Origin of the sequence: Bacillus sp. FJAT-44742, from assembly GCF_002797315.1 — a bacterium.
Taxonomy (GTDB): Bacteria; Bacillota; Bacilli; order Bacillales; family Marinococcaceae; genus Thalassorhabdus; species Thalassorhabdus alkalitolerans.
Map to the genome: position 1 here is coordinate 131,205 of NZ_KZ454937.1, position 22,913 is coordinate 154,117.

Genomic DNA, 22,913 nt, shown 5'->3' on the forward strand with positions numbered 1-22,913 from the left:
ATGCCTCCTAGACTATACGTTTACGGATGTTTGTACTGATTAAGTCAATTATAGTTACTGTAATGATGACTATATATAGGATCATCCCGACATCTTCCCAGTTCCGCTGCTGGGCTGCCAAAATGAGCGGAGCCCCGATACCGCCTGCTCCAACCAGCCCAAGAATAGAGGATGCCCGTACATCAATTTCAAACCGGTAAAGCCCATATGAAGAAAATTCAGGAATGACCTGAGGAATGACCCCGTACCAAAAGACTTGAAGGGGATTAGCGCCAGTTGTGCGAAGTGTCTGGACAATCTCCATGTCGATGGTTTCAATTACTTCTGCATATAACTTACCAAGCATCCCTATACAGTTTATTGTAATGGCGAGAACACCGGCATACGGACCCATTCCCACAGCTGATACGAAAATAATCGCAAACATAATTTCCGGAAAGGCACGGATAGCATTGAGAATCCCTTTACCTATATTGGAAAAATGGCCCGATACGTTCTGGGCAGCAAGGAATCCAATTGGGATTGCCAAAATGCTTCCAATTAACGTTCCAGCAAAGGCAATGGCTACCGTTTCAATCATAAACCCTATATTGGTCGGAATATTAGCTCTTGTAGATTCATCGAAAAATGGCTGAATGAATAATCTGTTTAGCATTTCAGGGGCTGACGCCCCAGAACCCCGGTACGTAAGGTCCGTATATAAAAACGCTACAATATATAAAGCGACAAGAACAATTGCGATTGCAGAAAAATTCATCCAATATTTAGCGCGTTTCGGGTTTCTTAAATCATAATGTTTTGTTGATTTGGTCGCCATTATACTAACCTCTTTCTAAACACCGTACTAATTGTGTCGATAATGGTGACGCCAATGAACGTTACAAATATAATCATAGACACGTTACCAAAATTAAATACGGCAAGCTGCTGATTTAGAAGTAAGCCGATACCGCCTGCTCCTACAAAACCAAGGACAATAGATGCCCTTACATTTATTTCAAGCAAATAAAGTGTATACGAAACATACTGAGGCAGAATTTGCGGAATGGCTCCGTACCAAATGACTTGAAAGATATTGCCCCCTGTAGCCCTTACAGCATCCAAAGGTCCTTCATCAATTGATTCAATCGTTTCACTCACAAATTTCACTAAGATCCCGAGTGAGAAAAAAAATAGGGCAATCATACCTGACAAAGCACCCAACCCTACAATAGCTACAAATAAAACAGCCCATACTAAATCCGGAATCGTACGAAGTACATTTAATGCCAGGCGTGTTGCATGATAGAAGAAAAAGTTTTTATTTATATTTCCTGCTGCTATAAAGGCAATAGGTAAACAGAAAATTGCAGAAAGTGTGGTGGCTAGCAGTGCAATATTCCATGATTCCAGCAGGCCAAATAATACACTTTCAAAGTAACCCCAATTGGGCGGCCACATATCATCAATAAAGAAACTAATTGCATGAGGCAGGCCTTCAATAATTCTGTCAGGGTACGCATCAGTCTGAATTGCAGCAGCTATATATAAAGCTACAACGACAAATAAGATCATTGTTATATTTCGTTTTGAAGAGGCAGGTATGACAGGAATGCGTTTTTGATGTTGAGAATCTTTTGTCATTCTTTTTCAACCTCGCCTAATAAATCATCTTCTTTTATAGGACGACCGTATATATCTTCAAATGTCTGCTCGTTTACTTCAGAAGCCGGTCCGTCAAACACTACTTCTCCTTCCCGCAATCCAATAATCCGGTCTGCGTATTCCATGGAAAGGTCAATAGCATGAAGATTTATAACCATTGTGATGTCGTCTTCTTTGTTTATTTCACGCAAGTCTTCCATCACAGCATGAGCTGTCGGTGGATCAAGACTGGCAACAGGCTCATCTGCAAGAATAACCTTTGGCTTTTGACACAAGGAACGGGCTATACTTACTCTTTGCTGCTGACCGCCGCTTAAAGTATCTGCGCGTTGATACGCTTTATCCTGAATTCCTACCCTGTCAAGACATTGCATGGCAAACTGGAGATCTTCTTGAGAAAACATATTAAGGATACTTTGAAGAGTGCCAGTACGGCCGAGACTTCCAGAAAGAACGTTTCGAAGCACACTGGAACGCTTAACCAGGTTGTAATTTTGAAAAATCATCCCAACATCCCGTCGGAGCATGCGAAGCCCTTTACTGTTTACTTTTAGAGCGTCCGTATCCTCTATAAATAGTTTTCCTTCTGTTGGTTTTACCATTTGATTAATACTGCGGATAAGCGTTGATTTCCCTGCCCCCGACAGTCCTACAACAACAACAAACTCACCCTTGGGGATTTCTAAATTAATATTTTTTAAGCCCTTATGACCATTAGGGTACGTCAACGATACATTATCAAATTTTATCATTTATTAACTACCTCTTTTATTCATATAAAATAAGAAAGCAGGAACTAGGCCTGCTCAGTTTATGATCTTCTTTAGAGAGGAACAAATTTATTTACGGCTTCACCTTGCAGTCGTCTGACAGCAGGTTGTCCACTATATAGATTATTCTTCTACTATCTCCGCAAATCGCTCATAAGTTTCACGGACGATTTCATAGTCTTCAGAGGAAGCTTCAGCCACTCCCGTCCAGTCATATACTTCCTCCATAACTTCCATCATTTCTTCATCATCATTAAAGCTAAGGAAGACGTCCTTAATTTCTTGTGCCAATTCTTCATTCATTTCAGAACGCACGGAAATCGTATCATTTGGAATAGGATCTGTATGTTCAATAACCGTAAGTTCATCATAGATATCTGGGTTCTCGTCTGCGAAATTATCACGAGCATCGTCAAAGGTAGTTGCAAAGTCAGCTTGTCCGTCCAGAAGTGACTGTAAAGCATTGTCATGGCCGCCAACTGTCTGTTGAATAAAGTGTTCATCAACTTCTTCAATCCCCAGATCCATCAAGTGAGATGCCGGGAATAGATACCCTGCTGTAGATGTGACATCACCAAAGGACCAAGTCAGCTCTCCTGGCTCAGAATTAATAATATCATCAATATCATTAATATCAGAATCTTCACGGACAACGAATTGGGCCAAGTAAGAATCATCGCCGTGACGGATAGCTTTCAACAGCACGTTCACCTCAGCTCGCTCTTCTGCTTGTACAAAACCAAAGGGAGGGAGGAACCCAATATCTATGGTCTGGGTGCGCATTCCTTCGACTAGTGCTGTATAGTTTGTCATCACTTCTGCGTCAATTTCAACTCCAAGCTCTTCGCTTAGACGCTCCTGCAGAGGTTCCACTGTTGTGGCAATTTCATCAGCATCCTGTGATGGGACAAATCCCATTGTTAATTGATTCACGTCCCCTGCTTCTTCGCTATCTCCTCCACCACATGCTGTAAGTAACCCCACAGATAAAGCTACGGTTATACCAATCATCCACTTATTCATTTTATACCCCTCCACATAATAAGTTGTAAAACAACGTTTATAATGAAAAACCACTTACTCATTTTTGGAAAACCGAAAATTATTTTTGATTATTAGTTTTTCATTCGGATTACACGACCCATTGTATTTGACAGTTAGATATAAATCAACTAAACGTTTGAAAAAAGCAAGGGAATTACAGGAAGGAGTCAGGTTTTAGTAAATTATATATAAATTTCTCTATCGTTCCCCGTCGCCGCCCGGTTTATTCAAACTTCAAACAGCAATACGGAGTTCAACAAAGTTTTTATTATTAGTTTTTACCTCTCCAGGTGAGGATATTCCTTTTAGAAGGAATACTCATAGTAAGCCTCCAACCTATAGAAAGTAGTGAAAGAAGGATGAATGGATCTGTTCACAACTTTCGTATAAGTATGCCACCTTTATAACCCGACAGACGAGCAATGTAGAAGGAGGATAAACTACGCTATAATGTATAATGAGAGAAATTGTGTATTTTAAATACACTAATGCATCACCTAGATGTTAGCTAGCAAAAAGAAATTATTTAGTTATAAGCATTGCCATGCTATATCTCTTATGGTTTACTTATAGTGTAAATTTAATCGTTTTCTTTAGGTGCCCTACTAGGGGAGAATAGGGAAGTTTTAAAACGACGCGGAGCCCGCCACTGTATTCGATGAGCAGCTGCAATGCCACTGGGGAACTGGGAAGGCGCAGTCTGTGATGATTCGGAGCCAGGAGACCTGCCTAAAGAGAATATGTATTTTGAGGGAATGGCAAAACCTCAGCTTATTAAAGCTGAGGTTTTTTGTGGTCGGGAAGTATCACGATGGAGGGAATGTTATGAATAAATTAAAAGAAACAATTAGGTTAATTGATGGAGTGGATACGAAAGCAGAAAAACAAATGGAACAGCATATAAACTCACTGACTAAACCGATAGGAAGTTTAGGTTCGTTAGAACAACTAGCAATTAAATTAGCAGGTATAAAGAGAAGTACTCAACCTGAGGTTGACCCAGCAACGGTAATTGTAATGGCAGCAGACCATGGGGTAACGAAGGAAGGCGTGTCAGCCTTTCCTTCAGAAGTTACTAAGCAAATGGTACATAATTTTATGAACGAGGGCGCAGCAATCAATGTGTTGGCACAAGTGGCGAAGGCTACTGTAGAAGTAGTAGATATTGGTGTGAAGGAAAACTTGGATCTCCCAGGTTTAATCAACAAAAAAGTTTGTTTTGGAACAAACAATATGATGGTAGGACCAGCTTTGACGAAGGAAGAAGCAATCGTAGCACTAGAATCAGGGATCGAGGTAGCACAGGAGGCCATACAAAAAGGTGCTAAGCTGCTTGCCCTTGGAGAGATGGGAATTGGAAATACTACAGCAAGCAGTGCCATGCTGTCAGCACTAGGCCAAACATCTGTTGAGACAGTAGTTGGAGTAGGTACGGGTTTAAATAATGAGGGGAAAAAAAGCAAAATTCAAGTAATTAAGCGCGCCATTAACGTTAATCAACCGAATCCTAATGATCCAATTGATGTGTTGGCAAAAGTCGGTGGATTAGAAATAGCAGGGCTTGCAGGAGTTGTTTTAGGTGCCGCGGCAGCACGCATTCCAGTATTACTAGATGGTTTTATTACAGCTGTAGCTGCTCTTACAGCCGTTCGTATCGCTCCTTTATGTGAGCATTACCTTATGGCTTCCCATCAATCTATGGAACCGGGCCATGCTGTTGTGAATCAACTTTTAGGGCTGCAACCGCTCATTGATTTGCACCTCCGCCTTGGAGAAGGGAGTGGGGCTGCGCTTTCCCTGCCAATTGTTAGGTCAGCCGTCCATATAGTCCATAAAATGGCTACGTTTGAAGAAGCAAAGGTCTCTGGAATTAGCTGAGTTATTTTAATTTAAACTTACAAAATAAACGTCTGTGTCCGTATCTATTCCCGCTAGAGAACATTTATTCTGTAAGCCCGCCAAAAAAGGCATCTCGCTTATATAACGTGGTTATGAGCATAGATCAAAGTATAATTGTCTCCACTAATCCCTTTGCTTGCAAAATAGATAACGACCTAATTTTTTCAACTAATACTCATAAATAAAGTGCTTAACTGCTAGATTTTACCCTAAAATATTTCAGGTGACTTCCGAAGGGGCGGAGTAGCATTAACCTAGAAAAAAGGACTCAGTATGAATAATTATGAAGGACTGTGAATTAGATTGATCCCAGAAAAGAATAATGATTCTCACACTTTTTAGATGCTGGTGCTAAGTGAAGTGATCGCCAGGAGAGTCTTGTTCGCTAATTAATAGTATTCTATATACATAGAATGCCTACTTAGCTTTGAGTGGGCACTAATATTTAGAGTTGAGGGTAGTACTTACATGACATTTAGGAAGAAGGTGTTGATTTACTACAAATAGAACCTTCTATCTATACCCATCTCCCATGTTTTGGTAAAATATTAGTAAGTAAAAAAATGGGAGGGATAATATGCTAAAGAGTATTAAAAAAATATGTAAAAAAGAACCTTCTCAACCAAGAAAAGGAACAAATACTGAAACCAAAAACGAATCACAGAATTCTAAAGAGAAAAGAGATTAGACGGCTTCAAACTTACTTCTACCCTGTCTCTGGCAGAGTTCTGCTCGAAAAGTATTAGGGAAACAGTGGGCCGCGTAAAGCGGCTTTTTTCCTATTCCTTCCAAAAACCAAAAAATTAAGGAAAGGCTTACCCAAAAGGCCAGCCTTTCTGTGGAGCAGAAAGAAACCATGAGGGAGGTCCTTAACGTCCAATTACATCATAACAGAATTTATTGAATATTTAACTAATTGGAGTGGACCTATAAGATTCAATCGAGAACCAATTAGAGGACAAGGATGACGATGACTTACTTTTAGAAGAAGCCATTAAGATAGAAGGAATAGTAATGAGAAAGAATTTTGGAATAATAACAAGCAGATAACAAAAGTGAAATTACTCATCACTTAGCAAACGATTCAAGATAGAGGCTTTTTTAATAAGGATTAAAAGACAATAATATATATCTTTGCGGAAGCATTAAACAGTATTGCTATGGCAAGCTGGGAAAAAGCCCCTTAAAGAGGAAAAATAAGAAGGTTTAGCGAAAGGTCACTTTATAATGTTCGCAATGAGTGGCAGGCTTTAAAAAACAAAGTTCCAATGCATTTGAATTCGCTGCCCTGGTATTTGAATGATTAAGCCAGCTATAGTGGAGGCTTACAAAAAAACAGTTATAAAAGATTAGATATGGACAAGGAACAAAATTTTCTATACTTAAACAAACGTTTGATTTAAACTACTTATACAATAAAAAATGAGAAAAGCGCTGCTATTATTAATGCAGCGCTTTTCTCATTTTTATTTTTGAACATTACCCGCTTGTGGTCCTCGTTGACCTTCAACAACGTCAAAAGAAACATTTTGTCCCTCATCAAGTGTTTTAAACCCATCCCCTTGTATAGCAGAGAAGTGTACGAATACATCTTCACCACCTTCACGTTCAATAAAACCAAAACCCTTTTCGGCGTTAAACCATTTAACTTTCCCTTGTTCCATGTACAAATCCTCCTGAGTGCTTTACATGCACAATAATTTTTCTTAAATTTTCACACGTAGTACAACTTTTTTTGCTCAAACTAAATATCATTATTACCTAAAAGCCAAATAGTGATAGGTAAGACTTTGAGATTATCGCCATCTTTTCCCCCACTTCACACCGTACGTGAAAGTTTCCCTTCATACGGCGTTCTATCTGACTCAATTGACCATAATTTATGTTAAGAGAATATAGGGGATCGTTGAGCTAGTGTTCTCAATTTATCGAATAACCCTTTTTTCTCTTCAGCTATTTCGTAGCTTTTCAAGATGGATTTTGCCTTTACTGAATCACCATGATGAACAGCCAAATGAATGTCCTTTAGTACAATTATCAAGTTGTCAAAGTTATCTTGTCCTCCAAATTCCAACGGAATTTTGTGGTGGCAGTGCCAGCCAGTTAGACTTAATTCTTGTTTAGTGATGGCACACTTCCCAAACTGAGCAATAAACTTTGAAATACGATTATCATTGTACTCAATTGTTCGATGATTCATGTAATACCTTTGCACATGTCTAAGTGTTTCCTTATCTATAGCCTTCAGAGTATCGTGAATTTTTCCCCTGCCTTCTACTGTATAATTAGAGATTGACTGGGTGAAGTTTCTTGCTGGTTTGTGTTTAGATGCATGAATAGGAATTAATACGATGCCCTGAATTTTATAGAGTTTTGGATTATAGTTTCTATATCTCTTTTTCAAGGTAGTTGACATGTCGTGTTTGGTGGCTTTGGTCCAATCTTGTCTCAGTCGATTATAGAGGGTTCTTATGAGATGGTTACTCATATGGTCTAAGTCTTTAATAATATGGGTAGCAGCTGAATAATAATTTTGGATACCCATAACTACCGTATTATAGTGCCATACTGATTCTGGTGTCTGCTTCTTTCGTATGTCTTTGATGGCTTTCTTTAATTTGTTATAGGCATTATTTCTAGCTTTTCGGCACATTCTACTGTGGGCGACATGACGATTCCTTTTTTTCCGTGCTTTAATGGTAAACCCTAAGAAATCGCTAGATTTCTTTCTTAGGTTAATCACTTTGGATTTTTTTGTGCTTATATCAAGATGAAGACGTATCCTAAGAAACTTTTTTGTCGCCTCGAACACTTTAAGTGCTGTTGAATAATTACGACATAAGATTTTAAAATCGTCAGCGTATCTAATGAGAAAACATTCCTTGAGCCTGCTTTTCTTCAACGCTTTGTATTTATCATTTCTGCTTTTATATGGGTGTGCAGTCTCAATAGTTTCCCATTGGTCACTAATCCACCAATCCAATTCATTTAGAACTATATTGGAGAGAAGAGGGCTTAGTATTCCTCCTTGCGGAGTTCCTTTTTGAGAAAATCCCTCATTAACGATTTCTGCTTTTATCAATCTTGAAATGATAGAAATTAGCTTTTTGTCTCGAATTCCCAAACTCCATATTTGTTTCAGAAGTTTGCCATGATGGACATTATCAAAGAAACCCTTAATGTCCATGTCCACACAATAATGAAATCCTTTTCCTTGGCTATTAACCAATGACTTCATTCGCGCTAAGGCGTGATGCGTACTTCGATTGGGACGAAAACCATAACTATGGGGGTGAAACTTAGCTTCACAAATAGGTTCAAGTATTTGTAAAATACATTGTTGAAATAACCTATCCCAAATTGTTGGTATTCCAAGAGGTCTTTGATCACCATTTGGTTTTGGTATAAATACACGCCTAACAGCTTGTGGTTGATACCAAGCAAACATTGACTTAACCTTCTCTATCACTTCTTCTATTGGAAGCATTTTTATGTCGTTGACTGTTTTACCATCTGTGCCAGCTGTGGTGCTACCCATATTCTTTTTAATATTTCTGTAGGCCAATCTAATATTTTCATCCATCTTCATAAGCTCGATTAGCTTATAAAAATTATCTCCGTTTTGACTCTGCTGATATAAATGATCCAGTGTAGTCTGCATATTATAGTACTCAGCGTGTCTAAGTTTCGCAGTTATTTTTATAAGTCGGTGCCCCTTTCGGAGTTAACCTTTTTTAGTCTCACAAGAACCTTATATTGTAACTGAGCGACTTACTTGCTAAGAAAACGGTTGGTCAATCTTTTATCAGACTAGTGGCTATCCCTCCACGATGTTTCCATCGTTTCATTAGTACGATGCCACCACTCTCCCCGCCATAAATGAAGGTTATACGAACGCTAATCTCACGATCACTTTCCCTTCAAACATTTCATAAAAGATAAGTTCTCCATGTTGGCGGCTTTCCACGTTCCACTACTTCTATCTATACATAGCACTTTTAGAGCCCTCCTTTAAGCCTGCTGACTTGAGGCCGCCTGTAACGACCTATGGGTTTTCATAACAACTATTCTTACTCACCCACATCAGCGCCACGCCCGTGACACACCCATTTCTGGATGTTATGCGTTCTAGACCCGTACATTCGGAGGTTCGTCAGGTTCAGCCTCCCGTTGGTTTTAAGAACCGATTCTACCCTTGAGTGTTTTATAGACTCCCGGCCTATGGATTACATCGCCCACCTCTGGGCGACTTTCGGGGTACCCGAGTACCTTACGGTAATTTTCAGCCGTCTTCACCGAGCTTCATACGATTACAGTTCTTATCAACTGCCTTTCGCATGTCGGAGGATCAGAGGAAGCCCTTCAGGGCGTTACCCCGTCATTTGACTTCTCGAAATAGTAGTTCTCTGACCTTTTAGCCAGAGCTTAACCTTTTCAGTTAAGAACGTGTCACACAGTTATATAACTGTAGTGTAGGAACTCACTCGCTGCTCGTTTTTCAGTTGTTTATTGGTCCATAGATTTTTCTTAGATTTTCCCCTAATCAGGAGGTATGTTTTAAAGCTAATAAGTTTCTAGTATTTTACTATTTTAGGTGAAATTATTAGAGGCTTTTATTCACTAGGCAAAAGAAGAGAAGTAAACACAGTTAATATTCCAAAAGGCGGCATGACATAGAAGGATAGAATCCTACCTCTTAATTTAAATATTTACTTTTAGCAACAGAAAAAAGCCCACATTTCTGTGAGCTTCTTCGTTACTTATTGTCTTCTTTCATTTTTGAATAAAGTCTCTCATCAAACTCCGAGTTTTTTCTCTTTGATCTTTGGTGGTAAAACCAGAAGCATACACGCCACGGTGTTTACGATCTATAGTTTGCCCCTTTAACTTGGTCATAAGATGTGTGTTTAGTTAGTATAACGCAATGAGCTTATTTGCTTCAATGGTGTCTAAAGCTTTCCGGCTGGGAGAATTTAATCAAAGTGTCACAAAACTTTAAAATCTTCTAAAAATTATTTACAATAAGTTTTATGGAAGAATTTCTTACAAACATCTTGAAATAGGTAAGGATAGGGGTATAAAAAATGCGATTTGAGAGAGAATCTAGTAAACTCAGTCTCCTTTATGAAATGTTTATTACATATATTTCTAAGATGAAAGGCGAACAAGGAAACGTAACTCGTATCAACCTTTCAGATAATATCATATCAGCTATCGGTGGGTTGATTACGATAAGCATAGTGAGTGTGATTGCTGTGGCATTAGGGTATCCCATGGTCCTTGGGCCCATTGGAGCAAGCTGTTTGTTAGTGTTTGCCGCTCATCATGGCCCGTTTTCACAACCACGGCACATTTTAGGAGGACATTTCGTCTCAACGCTTGCTGCTTTAGCCATTTGGGATATGTTAGGAAAGAGTCACTTGACCATTGGCCTGACGCTAGCGGTTGTGCTCATCCTCATGATCCTTTTGAATGTTATGCACCCACCCGCTGCTGCAAGTGCGATTGTGGCTATTAACTCTCAGTCAGGATGGATTTTCCTTCTCACTGTCATTATAAGTTCTCTGGTCGTTATAGCTATTTCGGTTCTCTATAATAACCTATTTAAAGACAGGAACTATCCGAAACAGTGGATGTGATAGAAACGGAATGTGAAAAATCCCCTTCAACCTTAAAAGGCACAGAAATTATATGAGTAGGAAAGGTTTGATTCATGCCTTCCGCATGTCGGCGGATTAGTTGTCTCTTTAACCAGGACGGTAAACCTGACGCTTCCTGGTTGTAAAATGGGAGAAAGAAGACCAGTTGGAGGGGAGGAGGAAATGTACTGAGAATATCTCCTCCTTTTTCTTGTTATCCGTATAAAAATCTTTCGGTAGAAGAAAATACAAAAAGTGGAAGAATTCTCTAATCCCTTTCTAAAGCAGTTTGCCTTAGTGGTGGGACGAGAGGGGATTTTATCATGCTACCGAAAGGAGACTATTCATGGATCAACACCAATCCAACAATTCAGATGCTGGAAATAAAAAGAATCAGCAGTTAGATAACTACCGAGTTGACCACGAAAATACGAAGCTTACCACGAATCAAGGGGTGCCTGTGACCAACACAGATGACTCGCTGAAAGCAGGTGAGCGGGGACCTACGTTAATGGAAGATTTTCATTTTCGTGAAAAAATGACTCACTTTGATCACGAACGGATCCCTGAGCGAGTGGTCCATGCGCGAGGTTTCGGGGCTCATGGATATTTTCAAGTTTATGAACCAATGGCGGAATACACGAAAGCTAGTTTTCTACAAGATCCCTCCGCAAAGACACCCGTGTTTGTTCGCTTTTCCACCGTGGTAGGGTCCCGTGGATCTGCAGACACAGTCCGGGACGTGAGGGGATTTGCGACTAAGTTTTATACGGAAGATGGAAATTACGATTTGGTTGCGAATAATATTCCTATCTTTTTCATACAAGACGCGATTAAATTTCCTGATATCGTCCATGCTTTAAAACCCGAACCTCATAATGAGATACCACAAGCCTCTGCAGCGCATGATACGTTATGGGATTTTGTGGTCAATAACACGGAGACTGCCCATATGATGATGTGGCTCCTTTCAGATCGTGCAATTCCACGAAGTTTTCGTATGATGGAAGGTTTTGGCGTTAACACGTTTCGCTTTGTAAACGAGCAAGGGAAAGCCCGATTTGTCAAATTTCATTGGAAACCTTTACTAGGGGTTCACTCACTTACCTGGGATGAAGCCCAAAAACTAGCGGGAAAAGACCCTGATTTTCACCGACGCGACCTTTGGGATGCGATTCAAATGGAGGAATATCCAGAGTTTGAACTTGGGGTGCAAATGATTGAAGAAGAACAGGAATTTGCCTTCGACTTTGATATCTTGGATCCAACAAAAATCTGGCCGGAGGAAACAATCCCTGTAAAAAGAATTGGAAAGATGACGCTAGATCGTAACCAAGATAATTTCTTTGCTGAAACCGAACAGGCGGCGTTCCATGCTGGCCATGTGGTTCCAGGTATAGACTTTAGTAACGATCCTCTTCTCCAAGGAAGGTTATTCTCTTATACTGATACGCAACTTTTGCGCTTAAGCGGTCCAAATTTTCACGAGATCCCAATTAATCGTCCTATCGCCCCTGTGAATAATAATCAACGTGACGGATTTCACCGAAGAGCTATTGATAAAGGAGCCGTGAGCTATTCACCTAATTCATTACGAGCAAATTCTCCTCATCCGGCGTCAGACCAGGAACATGGGTTTACTCATTACGCTGAAAAAGTGGAAGGACAAAAAATTCGAAAACGAAGTGAGAGCTTTCATGATCATTACCGGCAAGCAACACTGTTTTGGAACAGCATGTCGCCCGCTGAAAAGCAGCATATTATTAAGGCGTTCCATTTTGAAGTAGGCAGTGTGAAAGATAAGCAGCTTAAGCAGAGAGTCGTAGACATGTTTAACAATGTAGATGGACAGCTCGCCGTCCAAATTGCTCAAGGCATTGGTGTCAATCCTCCTTCAAATCCCGGGGGGACTGGAGTTACAGACCTTTCTCCAGCAGTCAGTCAGGAAAATACGATTAGAAGTGCTCGAACCAGGAAAGTCGGTTTCCTAATCGATCAGGGTTTTAGTTACCATGACGTCACTCAAGCGACAACCGCTTTAGCAGCGGCAGGTGTCCACATCGATGTGATTAGCAAACAGCTAGGGATGATATCAAGTATGGAGGGGCAGCAGATAGAGGCGAATAAAAGCTACGCAAACAGTGGCGCTGTAATGTATGACGCCCTCTTTGTTCCCGGCGGGAAACAATCAGTCGATAGTTTACGCATGCATAAGGACGCCAAAGATTTTATTAGTGAGGCTTTTGTTCATGCGAAAGCCATAGGGGCTACAAATGAAGGAGTGGACCTTTTGCTTGCTACCGATATCCAGCAAATCACAATGGCAGGAGTAGAGTCAAATGGAGAGGTATTTGCGGATTATGGGATTGTCACCATACGTAATGCACAGGATTTAAATTCCTTCAATCAGGCATTTATTAACGCCGTTGCCCAACACCGGCATTGGATGCGTCAAAATCAGGACGGAAAGATGAGTGGATAATTTAGCTGTTCCCTCCTATTATCATCGATGACAAGGAAGTCGAGTTAGGACTTTCCCTCATTAAAAAATCAGTAGCTCACGTTCTCGAATCTAAAGATATAATCTATGGGGGCCCAAATTACTGGAGACCGATAACCAATTGGGATACATTTTCCATCTGAAAATACACTAACAGAAATGGAGGGTAACTACTATGAAAGTTGTGAAACTTGAAGATATCATTGGTACGGAACAAGAGGTTGATAATGGAAATTGGGTCAGCCGCCGTCTTGTCTTAAAGAAGGACAATATGGGATACTCTGTGCACGATACAATTATTCGTGCAGGTACAGAAACTCATATCCACTATAAAAACCACCTTGAAACTGTTTATTGTATTGAAGGAAAAGGTGAAGTAGAGACCTTAGCAGATAGTAAGATTTGGCCAATAGAAGCAGGCACAGTATATGTACTTGATAAGCATGACGAGCATCTCCTTCGTGCGGAGCAAGACATGAGAATGGTTTGCGTGTTTAACCCGCCGATCAGTGGCAGAGAAGTACATGATGAAAATGGAGTATATCCAGCTGACATTGATACAGTAGATTATGCAGACTAATGTGTTTCATAAAAAAGCTTCCGCACTTTTAAGTGCGGAAGCTTTTTTGGGTGAAATTCTAACAGTGTTGCCCGTATAAAGCATTAATATTCTAGAGTGAAAATTGAGCGGTTGATAAAGTTTTTTTATTCTTCAAATTGCTCCGAGTAATTTCCTTCCAAGCGTTTGTAGTAAATCCAAGACATAATAATAATGCTTTTTCGATACCGTCACTGTTTTTCTGAGTCACCCCCCTACCATAAAAGATATGATGCAAAGATACTGGATTTGTAGGACTCCTTCGATTATCCTGTTTATAATCTCTGAGTAGATAGTAGCTGCGGGCGTGAAAGGGCAGGTTAAAAATATTAAAAGAGATTGTTATGGCCAAGTAGACGAACTCACAAGAAGTTGGTCTACTTTTTTCTATAGCAATATATATTAAATGATTGGTAATTAGTAAAAATTGTTTTCCAATGTACCCTATTTCTATTTATTTACATACAGAACTAGAGAGTGGGAGTTGAGGGAAATGAAGGGTAACAGCGATGTATCTTTCCATGCCTATATAAGGGGTATTATTTTCATTGGCTTTGCTCTCTTGCAATTAGGAATGATTATATCAGGAAGTATCCAGTATCCGTCTCTATATTGCCCCAACTATGCTGCCATTCGTTTATGTGGCCACTATGTAATTCTTACTTGGGATTTTACAGGTTCTACGGAGTACTCAAAATAACATGGAGGGCTTCTATTTTGATTGCGCTAAAGACCACAGCATGAATGGGAGTCCTCTGACTAAAATTGTGATTTATAGGCAAAAGAAGGGAAAAAATCAAGCGATGTCAACGTTAGAGGAGAAAGGAAACGAAGAGCGAAAACACAGGATCCAATTTTTATAAGGTGGGCAGAAGTCCAAACATATCTTGTAGTTCTTAATATAATAAAATTGTATCACAACCTTTCTAACCAGTTCTTTTCACACCACTTTTATTGAAAAGTGGTGTGTTTTTTCGCGCATAGCCTAATTTTAGGTGCATATATATTTTCTGAGCAGGTGCTTATGCTTTGCTTTATCGTCTAACCGTCTCCTAAAAACGATGAAGTCAAGGCATAAGGGTCACACCTGCTTTTTTTATGTCATGACGATTATCACACTTAGTACCTATAACGTACATAATTGCTGTTTAGAGTGGAAGTTTGTAGAGGCTGACAGGGGAGGATATAACGAAACAATCCGTATTCCTTTTGGTGAATTATTTTTGTAATGGATATGTAGGGGAAAGACGCTAAATTGAAAAGTGAACATGGCACCGCTGAATGCTATGTTCACTTTCTTTCCAATGAAGGAAGTTTCGAATAGGAAAGTCTAGAATATTCTTTTTTTCTCCTTTAAAGGGAAACCGGCCAGGGACATTGCATACAAAAAGGGGGTCCGTTTCACCTCAGGAGCTAAATTAGGGTCTTCCACTGGATAAACATGTCTTAGATTCATTTCAAGAATCCAGACATGGAGATTCTTGTCTACCACAAAATCAATAGCAATGTCTCCAAAGGTACCTTTTTTATCAAGTTTTTTGCAAGCACGAGTACAAATACTAACTATTTTTTCTTCTTGCCGTTTTAAGCTTTTTTCATCCAACTTAAAAATTTGGGATAAGGCCTCTGGCCCGGTGATCCAATAATCCAATTGGCGCAAGTTTGTTATAATACTTTCGGGTTTGGAGACTCTAGCAGTAATCCCCGAAGAGACCCATTTCTTTTTTTCGTTTTTTTGCATATATATGCGAAAATCTATATTTCTTGACTCGTGTTTCGTTGCAACTCCTTGCTGAACAAGATATGGTCTATTGCTTTTGATCCTTCTTTTTAAAAGAGAGTAATCGTCTAGTCGTTTAACGGTTGATTTTCCTTTTGTGTCGTTTGTTATCTTAATTGTAGTCCCGTCTTTCTCGATGTGCAGAATGCGCCTGCCCTCAGAACCTTTGATAGGTTTAACATACAAGGAGGAATAAGAGTTTAGCATTTTTTTAACTTCTTTAATAGATGTTACTTTGTTTGTATACGGAAGGTGTTTTCGTAATGTAAGATCAGGGGATAGCCATTCCCACATCTCCCACTTGTTAAAAAAGTACGAATTAAAGATACGTCCCTTTGTCCATTTATATAGAAATTTATTAGTTTCTTCTTCAAGAGGAACTCGTTTAAAGACCGCCCCGGGGGCATAGAAAACGGCCTTTTTCCATTTCTGTTCTCCAATTTTTACATTTGGTTGAAAATAATAGCCTTCAATTTCTTTCTTTCTGGTATTAATGCCTTCTTCCGAACAGACACAGATCATACCTCTGACGGGAACAAAGCTGTCAATCCTTTTCTGTAAGTTTTTCAGACGCTTTTCTAAACGTTCATTGTCGTTTGCTGCGACCCACAGTATCATTGGGCCTAGATAAAATGAATTTCTTTTAATTCTATACTCAAAGGAAAGGTTTTCGGGGATAAAAAGAACGTTTCTAAAGCTCTTTGAAAGACCAATCATATTGACTGGCAGGTCTTTCTTAAACTGGACCGTCATTTTCTTTTTCCAGGATCCAAAGTGAAAGGTGATCCTGCCTGCTTGTGATCTAAATTCCTTTTTCAAACGTATTGGCAAATAGATCTCTGCAGATGGAATCGTACGTAACCACTTTATCTTCACTTTTGCTCCACCCTTTTTTATTAATGTATGAGTACTGCGGAAAATAGGTATAGACGATGTATACTCTTTGTTAGGAGGACAAGGTCATAAATTGATAAATGAGTGCTAGGATGAAAAGGTATCGAATAACACGGGTAACGTGAGTCCTGTAAAAATGTGTGTTTTTCCAAATAAGGGGTGACGGTTTGATAGTCACCTATATTTCGTAGGAGGTGGGCCATCATTTTATAGTATATCGAAGTGGCTAATACTGGACCTTTATTGTGCGTTATTCTTTTTGCTTGTTAAAATCTGTAACGAGATAAAGGGAAGTGGGGGATGATCATAATTAGGTAGAGACTAGCAGTAAGAAAAAGTATGCAGTTAAGTAGCCTCATGGGTTTCATTAGTAGTGTTTATTTTTATCGAAAGGCGTAAGGTTCCGCTTCCTTAAAATACAAACGCTCACCAAGAAGCTTTAAGAGAACCTCCAAAACTCATTTAAGTTACTGTGATATAGAGTTCTCTGCATTTATATATCCAGAACCATACACGTTTGGGTCCTTATCTCTCCACATATCTGCTCCCTCTAGTATCATTTTTTTTACTTGTTGTGGCGTGAGTTCGGGATTATGCTGAAGGAGCAAGGCAACCACTCCAGCGCAAATAGGAGTAGCCATTGAAGTGCCTGACATGGTGAAATAATCGTTTTCGACTCTATCATGTTTCTGTAATCGGTCGATATAAGAGAGTGGGGAACGTAAGGAGATAATATCGACACCGGGAGCTAAAATGTCCGGTTTTGCCTTTCCATAAGGCGTTGGTCCGCGGCTAGAAAAATCCGCCACTTCATTATCTTTTCTTGATGCAGTATCTTTATCATCAAGAGCGCCAACTGTGATCACCTTTTCACTCACACCTGGGCTTGATATGGTTTTTTCCTTAGGACCATCATTTCCTGCGGCTGCACAAACGACGATTCCTTGATCCCATGCTTCATTTACGATTCGTACCAGGGGATCTTCTTCTTCATTATCAAACCTTTGGGCGGGACTTCCTAAGGACAGATTTATAATGTCAATTTTATTGTTTGGGTGTTTTTCATTATATTCAATGCACCATTCTACTCCAAGCATGACGGTTTCTAATGAGCCAGCACCCATTTTATCTAAAACTTTCACACCGATAATGTTTGACTCAGGTGCAGGCCCCTTATACTTCTCGTTAGAAGCTAGACCATTTCCCGCTACAGCACCCGCACAATGAGTACCGTGCCCGTTATCATCATAGGGTTCGGTCCTTTCGTTAATAAAGTCCGCAAAATCTATAATCCTTCCAGTTAAATCTTCATGAGGATACACCCCTGTATCAATGATTGCCGTAGTGATTCCTTTCCCCGTTAATACAGTATTGTCTCTCTTCACGCTTTTTGCCTTCGCAGCAGGAATAGCGGTATTGAGTAAGGCTTTGATTTCTCGGTTTAAATGTACTTTCTTAATAGAAGAGCACCTAGAAAGCATGTCTTGCAATGCTGCAGGTGTAATATTCGCACTGCAGCAAGAAATTCTAGTGAAGTGATGGTTCATCTTACAGTTTTTATGGTGTTGTATAATCTCTTCTACTTCAAGCAGACCTTTCGTACACTGCTCTTTGTCAAATTCAACGATGACAGACAACTTTTTAGTCTTGCTGATAAACCTTTCATAAAAGACACGCAAAAAACGAGGTGTCCTGTTTAAAGGTTGGTAAGAAAATAGGAGATTCTCTCTTAAGGAGGGGTCTAGTTTATGCGAATAAGAGCGGAAGGAATTGACCATGTTATCGTTAGACATAAAAAATGTTCCTTTCTTTTTCATGGTTTTTTCATAAAATATGAAAAAGAAAAGAAGAGTGTACCGGCACTTGTCCAACAAGTAAAGAGTTTTTCTTCTAGGCTCTATGGATAAGGTACCTCGGTTATCTTTATCGCACCTTCACAAATACTTATTAATTAAGGAGTGATTTTAACAGGGGTGGGAGGGCACCTGCAATTGTTTGGTCAGGATGCCTCATCTCCCAGACGAACCATGATGAAGATATCTACTATATTCTAAAGGGTTGATAAAAGCCTGTTTCCGTACTTGTGGGGGAGAGCCTCCTACTAGATAGGCTAACTTTGTAGACGTTGCATTACATTCTATAAACCATAGTTTGCCTCCGTTATCTAAAGCAAAATCAATTGCAGTCTCTCCAAGATTTCCATAGATACTTTCTAATCTTAAGCAGGCTTCCTTCACGAAATTCACGATTCTACCTTTTAACGTCTTAATCTGTTCTTCTGAATACTTCAAATGAGATGAAAAAAAAGGTTCAAATCGATGAAACGTTGCTCCTGAAAGTAAGTTAGTAATGTGGGCGTTAGGTGCTCCCAATTTAACAAACAAATCAGTAATGTTTAATTCATTTTTCTTGTTGCGTTGGACCTCGGCTCGCATATCAATTATTTTTCCATTTAGTTTTATGGTTTTAATTTCTGCTTGCATGATTGCTTTTTTTCCTTTTAAAGCTTTTCGTATGACTCTAGTCAACGTGCTTATTGATGTAACTCTTCTATGCACTAATTTCTTTAAAAAGTACTTATATTCGTAGGTTTTTCTTCCAACCTTTCTTACTTGAATAATATTAAAACCTTTTCGTCCAGTTCTTGATTTAATATAAATGGTATCGGTTTGTTTAAACATCTGTTGCAATGCTTTTGGATGATAAAGTTTCGTTAATGGGAGATGAACAGCGAATTTTTTTTCTTCTACTAATTTAAGATGAACAAGCCATTTATCAAAAGCACTTTTGGAATTTAAAAAAAGAACACCACTATGTTTGAGATGTTTTCTGAAATTTCTATGGCTCTTGTGATCAATAGCACGAGTACGGCTATATAGGACGTGAGGGTAGGAGGTTACTCTTTTCTTGAAGTTTTGGTTTACATCGTCATAATACGTGGCTAGAATGTACTTTCTATTTATATGAACATCTGATTTAGAAAAGAAAAAAAGCTCCGTGCCAACGGACTTATTAGCTTCTAACAATTCTTTAATATTAAACTTTATCTGCTTTTTATTGTGAAGGTTTCTGATTGTCTGTGCGCCTAACAATACTCCAACTTTCGTTTTGGTTGGCAGCATCAAGTTCACTCCTTTATCTAAAAATGCCTTATATATTATATGAAGGGAAATAAAGGAGTGAGGGGTACAAAACTACCTCATTCGTACATTTTTAGTGTAATTGACCGTCAAAAAAATCTCTCATGGAGGTTCATAAGGCCCGTTGTCTGTTAAAAATGGGGAAAATGTTTTTTGACAGGTTATCTTATTAAAGAGGAGCATTCGTTTTAATCACTTTTGCTGGGATCCCCACGGCCACACTATTATCTGGAATATCGGAAATAACAACGGCTCCTGCACCAATTTTGCAGTTTTTCCCGATTTTCACATTGGGAATAACGGTCACCCCGGCACCAATGTCTGTTAACGTTCCAATAAGGACATTCCCGGTTAAGCGGCTCCCAGGTCCTATGTTTACATAATCTTCAATTTTACAATCATGATCTACACTAGCTGATGTATTTATAATGCAACTTTCGCCAATAGTCGTTTGAGGGTTTACAACAGCCCCCGCCATGATGGAAGTTCCTTTTCCTATCTTTGCACACTTAGAAATTATACTCTGACGATGAATAGCTGAGATTAAAGGGAAGTTGTAGTTTAGCAGGAAGATGATTTTTTCTTTACGAATGGTTGTGTCCCCAATAGCCACGTGCCATCCTTCTACTTCTGATTTCCAAAGTAATAAATTGTCCACTGAGTCTTTATTCACACTATACTTCCCTAAAAAAGGTGCGTTGGAGGCAGAAAAAAAGAGTAGGGAAGAGTTTTTTTCTAATATATTTGTAATGACCTTCGCATGGCCTCCCGTCCCAATGATCCCAATCGTTCCCATGACAGTCCCCTCCTAATTCTCTGTATCCTTCCTTAGTTGAGTAGGAAGGAGGCAAACTGGAAGTCCAGGCTCGTGTCAATGTCTATTGAACTCTTATCTGACATGACATAAGGGTATGACCTCTCACCCAAAAAAGATTTTCTTTCTTTTAAAAATGCTGTTTTAGATGCATAGATCGCTCCGTTGAGACAATAAACATTTTTGTCTGTAGAAGAACGCTGCATTCTCCTTTCAGGAAAAATGGGGGAGAGGGTGCCATTTGAATTAAGTTTATAAAAAGGATTAATGGAAGAGTTGAGTTTATAAACACTAACGATGGAATCTGCATTTTGCTTATGGAGCAAGTCAATGGCCTCATCAATATGTTTTTCGTTACGTAGGGGGGAAGTGGGTTGTAATAATAGAAAAACATCAGGTTCATATTTCTCTGTTTGTTGTAGATAACGTAAAGCATGTAAACAAGTATCCATAACCGGGGAATGGTCCATGGCAAGCTTAGCTGGTCGTAAAAAAGGAACTTCGGCTCCTGCTTTTTTGGAAATAGTTGCTATGTTTTGATCATCGGTAGAGACAATACATCGATCAACATAAGAAGAACGGTTTGCCGCTTTTATTGTATATTCTATAAGGGGAACCCCATGTAAAAGTTTGATGTTTTTCCCTGGCAGTCTTTTGGACCCTCCCCTTGCTGGAATCACCGCTAGTACTTCACTCACAACAATCACCTTTTCCTTACTAATATGGTCATTAACTGTCGGATGTGAACAGACGGAGTACTGGTTGGGTTTAACGTTTGTGTTATAAACCGTTGACTTTGTCTTCTGAGTACATCTCTATAAGTAGGAGAGGCTATGACCTTTGACAAATAGGATGCTAACTGTCTTTGGTTATATATGGCTGGCCCAGCCTTTGCGTTTGCAAGGTGCGCATTAAAATTATTATTATGATGTTCATAATGATAAGGAATCTTTGGTTGTAAAATAAAAAGTGCTTTGCCTAACAGTGCTCCTTCTACGCCCGTATTTGAAGAAATGGTCGCTACTATATCTGAGTTATACAGTAGATCATAAAGCTTCAATGTTTTTGGAGCTACCACGATATTGGGTTTCCCTTGAAATAGTCGAGAATAATCTAACTTATCATAGGGATGAGGACGAATAACAATAGTCAAAGGTAGGGAGGAATGTACGGCTCTTGTGAACCAATTCGTAATTTGTTGATTAACACTTTTGCTAAATGGCTGTGTAGTGTAGGTGATAATTAGATGGTTTGATGGAATTCGCATCAACTGACACACTCTTTGCTTTGCCATAGTTTGATTATTCTTTTGATATTCAAAATTTATATTTCCTGTTTCCTTGATCCTGGAGGGATGGATCCCCCTTTTGATTAACCACTCTTTATATAATTTTCCCCAAACAAAATAATAAGTTGCTCTGGTAGGAATGAGGGACCGGTCTCCAATCAATACTTGGGGCATATTTACAAAAGGTAAATTAAACCTACGAGCAAGTAAGGAAAGAGTGGTCCCGGGATTAATAATTTCTACATGATCAACGATGATTTTTATAGGATTGTTTAAGAGTAACTCTTCTAAAGTAGCGATGATCTTGATTGATTTTTTTATTAATTTCCGAAACCAATTACGAAACGTTTTTTTCCCAAACACTCTGTGTCTCTTTTGTTTGTTTAACAATCGATTTGCTTTTCTCACAATTGACTGGGTTACGCTTTTAGGGATAGCCTTTTTATTAAGAGAAGCATGATAGTTAAACACTTTCATATTTGATGGGATTACTACACTTTGTAAAGCTTTTTCGTCTTCTTTGGTTGAGACTAAAAAAACAATGTTGGCGCTTGGAAATTGTTTAAGGGCAAAGGAAACAAAACGTCCCGGTAGTAAAATTGTCTTACGCTGTGTTTGATTGGAGAGGTTTTTCACACGTCTTGGAATACGGGCTAACGCACGCTGGGCATCTTTCATGGTGTATAGTTTATGTTTCTTTTGGAGCCGCTTGACATATTGTTGATTTGAACGGTTCGCGTTCACAAACCGTTTAATATAAATATGAAATTGCCTTACTATGGGGAGTGTCAGTTCTATTCCATGATATTTTAGTGAATGAAAAGTCTCAAAAAATTCTTTGGTTAACGTATATCTCAAAATATAATGATTATTTAATTTTTCTTCTCCATACATAGACGTCTC

17 protein-coding genes and 1 riboswitch are annotated in these 22,913 nt (G+C 39.1%); of the genes, 5 read left to right on the forward strand and 12 right to left on the reverse strand.

Going from position 1 to position 22,913, the window contains the following annotated elements:
- Positions 1 to 7: 7 nt before the first annotated feature.
- The 4 genes from phnE (CEF17_RS18870) to CEF17_RS18885 form a co-directional block, all read right to left on the reverse strand.
- Positions 8 to 817, reverse strand: a complete 810-nt coding sequence (gene phnE / locus CEF17_RS18870) for a phosphonate ABC transporter, permease protein PhnE (protein WP_054636041.1) — start codon at positions 815 to 817, stop codon at positions 8 to 10.
- The gene (phnE, locus tag CEF17_RS18875) at positions 817 to 1,623 is read right to left on the reverse strand and encodes a phosphonate ABC transporter, permease protein PhnE (RefSeq protein ID WP_054636040.1); all 807 of its coding nucleotides are present in this window, start codon (positions 1,621 to 1,623) and stop codon (positions 817 to 819) included. The genes phnE (CEF17_RS18870) and phnE (CEF17_RS18875) overlap by 1 nt, the downstream gene beginning before the upstream one ends.
- Positions 1,620 to 2,396, reverse strand: a complete 777-nt coding sequence (phnC, locus tag CEF17_RS18880) for a phosphonate ABC transporter ATP-binding protein (RefSeq protein ID WP_100401070.1) — start codon at positions 2,394 to 2,396, stop codon at positions 1,620 to 1,622. Before phnC ends, phnE (CEF17_RS18875) begins: the two co-directional genes overlap by 4 nt.
- 141 nt (positions 2,397 to 2,537) lie before the next feature.
- Positions 2,538 to 3,437, reverse strand: coding sequence for a phosphate/phosphite/phosphonate ABC transporter substrate-binding protein (locus tag CEF17_RS18885; protein ID WP_100401071.1), 900 nt, complete (start codon positions 3,435 to 3,437; stop codon positions 2,538 to 2,540).
- Positions 3,438 to 4,036: 599 nt separating this feature from the next.
- A riboswitch (cobalamin riboswitch) is annotated at positions 4,037 to 4,205 on the forward strand.
- Positions 4,206 to 4,283: 78 nt separating this feature from the next.
- Between CEF17_RS18885 and cobT the strand changes: the two genes are divergently transcribed.
- Entirely contained in the window at positions 4,284 to 5,336 is a 1,053-nt protein-coding gene (cobT, locus tag CEF17_RS18890; protein ID WP_100401072.1) for a nicotinate-nucleotide--dimethylbenzimidazole phosphoribosyltransferase, read from the forward strand.
- A 1,487-nt stretch (positions 5,337 to 6,823) separates the two neighbouring features.
- On the opposite strand, the gene CEF17_RS18895 is transcribed toward cobT, so the two are convergent.
- Both CEF17_RS18895 and ltrA read right to left on the reverse strand, forming a co-directional pair.
- On the reverse strand, positions 6,824 to 7,021 hold the full coding sequence (locus CEF17_RS18895; RefSeq protein WP_054637535.1) for a cold-shock protein: 198 nt from the start codon (positions 7,019 to 7,021) through the stop codon (positions 6,824 to 6,826).
- Between the two features lie 221 nt (positions 7,022 to 7,242).
- Positions 7,243 to 9,018 carry a group II intron reverse transcriptase/maturase gene (gene ltrA / locus CEF17_RS18900; RefSeq protein WP_100401073.1) on the reverse strand — a complete coding sequence of 592 codons (1,776 nt, stop codon included), beginning with the start codon at positions 9,016 to 9,018 and terminating at the stop codon, positions 7,243 to 7,245.
- 1,423 nt (positions 9,019 to 10,441) lie between these two features.
- Here ltrA and CEF17_RS18905 point away from each other — a divergent pair.
- The 4 genes from CEF17_RS18905 (at position 10,442) to CEF17_RS18920 (ending at position 14,794) form a co-directional block, all read left to right on the forward strand.
- Positions 10,442 to 10,996: an HPP family protein gene (locus tag CEF17_RS18905; RefSeq protein ID WP_054637534.1), complete on the forward strand. Its 555-nt coding sequence runs from the start codon at positions 10,442 to 10,444 to the stop codon at positions 10,994 to 10,996.
- Positions 10,997 to 11,342: 346 nt separating this feature from the next.
- Positions 11,343 to 13,478 (forward strand): catalase, encoded by a 2,136-nt coding sequence (locus CEF17_RS18910; protein ID WP_100401074.1) that lies wholly within the window; start codon positions 11,343 to 11,345, stop codon positions 13,476 to 13,478.
- Positions 13,479 to 13,671: 193 nt separating this feature from the next.
- A complete protein-coding gene (locus CEF17_RS18915) occupies positions 13,672 to 14,076 on the forward strand; it encodes an ectoine synthase (RefSeq protein ID WP_054637533.1) in 405 nt (134 codons plus the stop codon).
- A 511-nt stretch (positions 14,077 to 14,587) separates the two neighbouring features.
- The gene (locus CEF17_RS18920) at positions 14,588 to 14,794 is read left to right on the forward strand and encodes a hypothetical protein (RefSeq protein WP_054637532.1); all 207 of its coding nucleotides are present in this window, start codon (positions 14,588 to 14,590) and stop codon (positions 14,792 to 14,794) included.
- Positions 14,795 to 15,424: 630 nt separating this feature from the next.
- On the opposite strand, the gene CEF17_RS18925 is transcribed toward CEF17_RS18920, so the two are convergent.
- From CEF17_RS18925 to CEF17_RS18950, 6 genes are all read right to left on the reverse strand, one after another.
- Positions 15,425 to 16,750: a YheC/YheD family endospore coat-associated protein gene (locus CEF17_RS18925; protein WP_100401075.1), complete on the reverse strand. Its 1,326-nt coding sequence runs from the start codon at positions 16,748 to 16,750 to the stop codon at positions 15,425 to 15,427.
- A 485-nt stretch (positions 16,751 to 17,235) separates the two neighbouring features.
- Entirely contained in the window at positions 17,236 to 18,561 is a 1,326-nt protein-coding gene (locus CEF17_RS18930) for a S8 family peptidase (RefSeq protein ID WP_100401076.1), read from the reverse strand.
- A gap of 216 nt (positions 18,562 to 18,777) precedes the next feature.
- A complete protein-coding gene (locus CEF17_RS18935) occupies positions 18,778 to 19,890 on the reverse strand; it encodes a YheC/YheD family protein (RefSeq protein ID WP_100401077.1) in 1,113 nt (370 codons plus the stop codon).
- A gap of 187 nt (positions 19,891 to 20,077) precedes the next feature.
- Positions 20,078 to 20,704, reverse strand: a complete 627-nt coding sequence (locus tag CEF17_RS18940) for an acetyltransferase (protein WP_100401078.1) — start codon at positions 20,702 to 20,704, stop codon at positions 20,078 to 20,080.
- 32 nt (positions 20,705 to 20,736) lie between these two features.
- Positions 20,737 to 21,420 carry an acylneuraminate cytidylyltransferase family protein gene (locus CEF17_RS18945; RefSeq protein ID WP_100401079.1) on the reverse strand — a complete coding sequence of 228 codons (684 nt, stop codon included), beginning with the start codon at positions 21,418 to 21,420 and terminating at the stop codon, positions 20,737 to 20,739.
- A gap of 5 nt (positions 21,421 to 21,425) precedes the next feature.
- Positions 21,426 to 22,904, reverse strand: coding sequence for a glycosyltransferase family protein (locus CEF17_RS18950; protein ID WP_100401080.1), 1,479 nt, complete (start codon positions 22,902 to 22,904; stop codon positions 21,426 to 21,428).
- Positions 22,905 to 22,913 lie beyond the last annotated feature (9 nt).

Excerpts from the sequence above, each read along its gene's own strand:
- CEF17_RS18920 (WP_054637532.1), top strand. The coding sequence starts at position 14,588 with ATGAAGGGTAACAGCGATGTATCTTTCCATGCCTATATAAGGGGTATT.
- CEF17_RS18895 (WP_054637535.1), bottom strand. The coding sequence starts at position 7,021 with ATGGAACAAGGGAAAGTTAAATGGTTTAACGCCGAAAAGGGTTTTGGT.
- phnC (WP_100401070.1), bottom strand. The coding sequence starts at position 2,396 with ATGATAAAATTTGATAATGTATCGTTGACGTACCCTAATGGTCATAAG.
- ltrA (WP_100401073.1), bottom strand. The coding sequence starts at position 9,018 with ATGCAGACTACACTGGATCATTTATATCAGCAGAGTCAAAACGGAGAT.
- CEF17_RS18940 (WP_100401078.1), bottom strand. The coding sequence starts at position 20,704 with ATGGGAACGATTGGGATCATTGGGACGGGAGGCCATGCGAAGGTCATT.
- CEF17_RS18935 (WP_100401077.1), bottom strand. The coding sequence starts at position 19,890 with ATGCTGCCAACCAAAACGAAAGTTGGAGTATTGTTAGGCGCACAGACA.
- CEF17_RS18915 (WP_054637533.1), top strand. The coding sequence starts at position 13,672 with ATGAAAGTTGTGAAACTTGAAGATATCATTGGTACGGAACAAGAGGTT.
- CEF17_RS18885 (WP_100401071.1), bottom strand. The coding sequence starts at position 3,437 with ATGAATAAGTGGATGATTGGTATAACCGTAGCTTTATCTGTGGGGTTA.
- cobT (WP_100401072.1), top strand. The coding sequence starts at position 4,284 with ATGAATAAATTAAAAGAAACAATTAGGTTAATTGATGGAGTGGATACG.
- CEF17_RS18905 (WP_054637534.1), top strand. The coding sequence starts at position 10,442 with ATGCGATTTGAGAGAGAATCTAGTAAACTCAGTCTCCTTTATGAAATG.
- CEF17_RS18910 (WP_100401074.1), top strand. The coding sequence starts at position 11,343 with ATGGATCAACACCAATCCAACAATTCAGATGCTGGAAATAAAAAGAAT.
- phnE (WP_054636040.1), bottom strand. The coding sequence starts at position 1,623 with ATGACAAAAGATTCTCAACATCAAAAACGCATTCCTGTCATACCTGCC.
- CEF17_RS18930 (WP_100401076.1), bottom strand. The coding sequence starts at position 18,561 with ATGTCTAACGATAACATGGTCAATTCCTTCCGCTCTTATTCGCATAAA.
- phnE (WP_054636041.1), bottom strand. The coding sequence starts at position 817 with ATGGCGACCAAATCAACAAAACATTATGATTTAAGAAACCCGAAACGC.
- CEF17_RS18950 (WP_100401080.1), bottom strand. The coding sequence starts at position 22,904 with ATGTATGGAGAAGAAAAATTAAATAATCATTATATTTTGAGATATACG.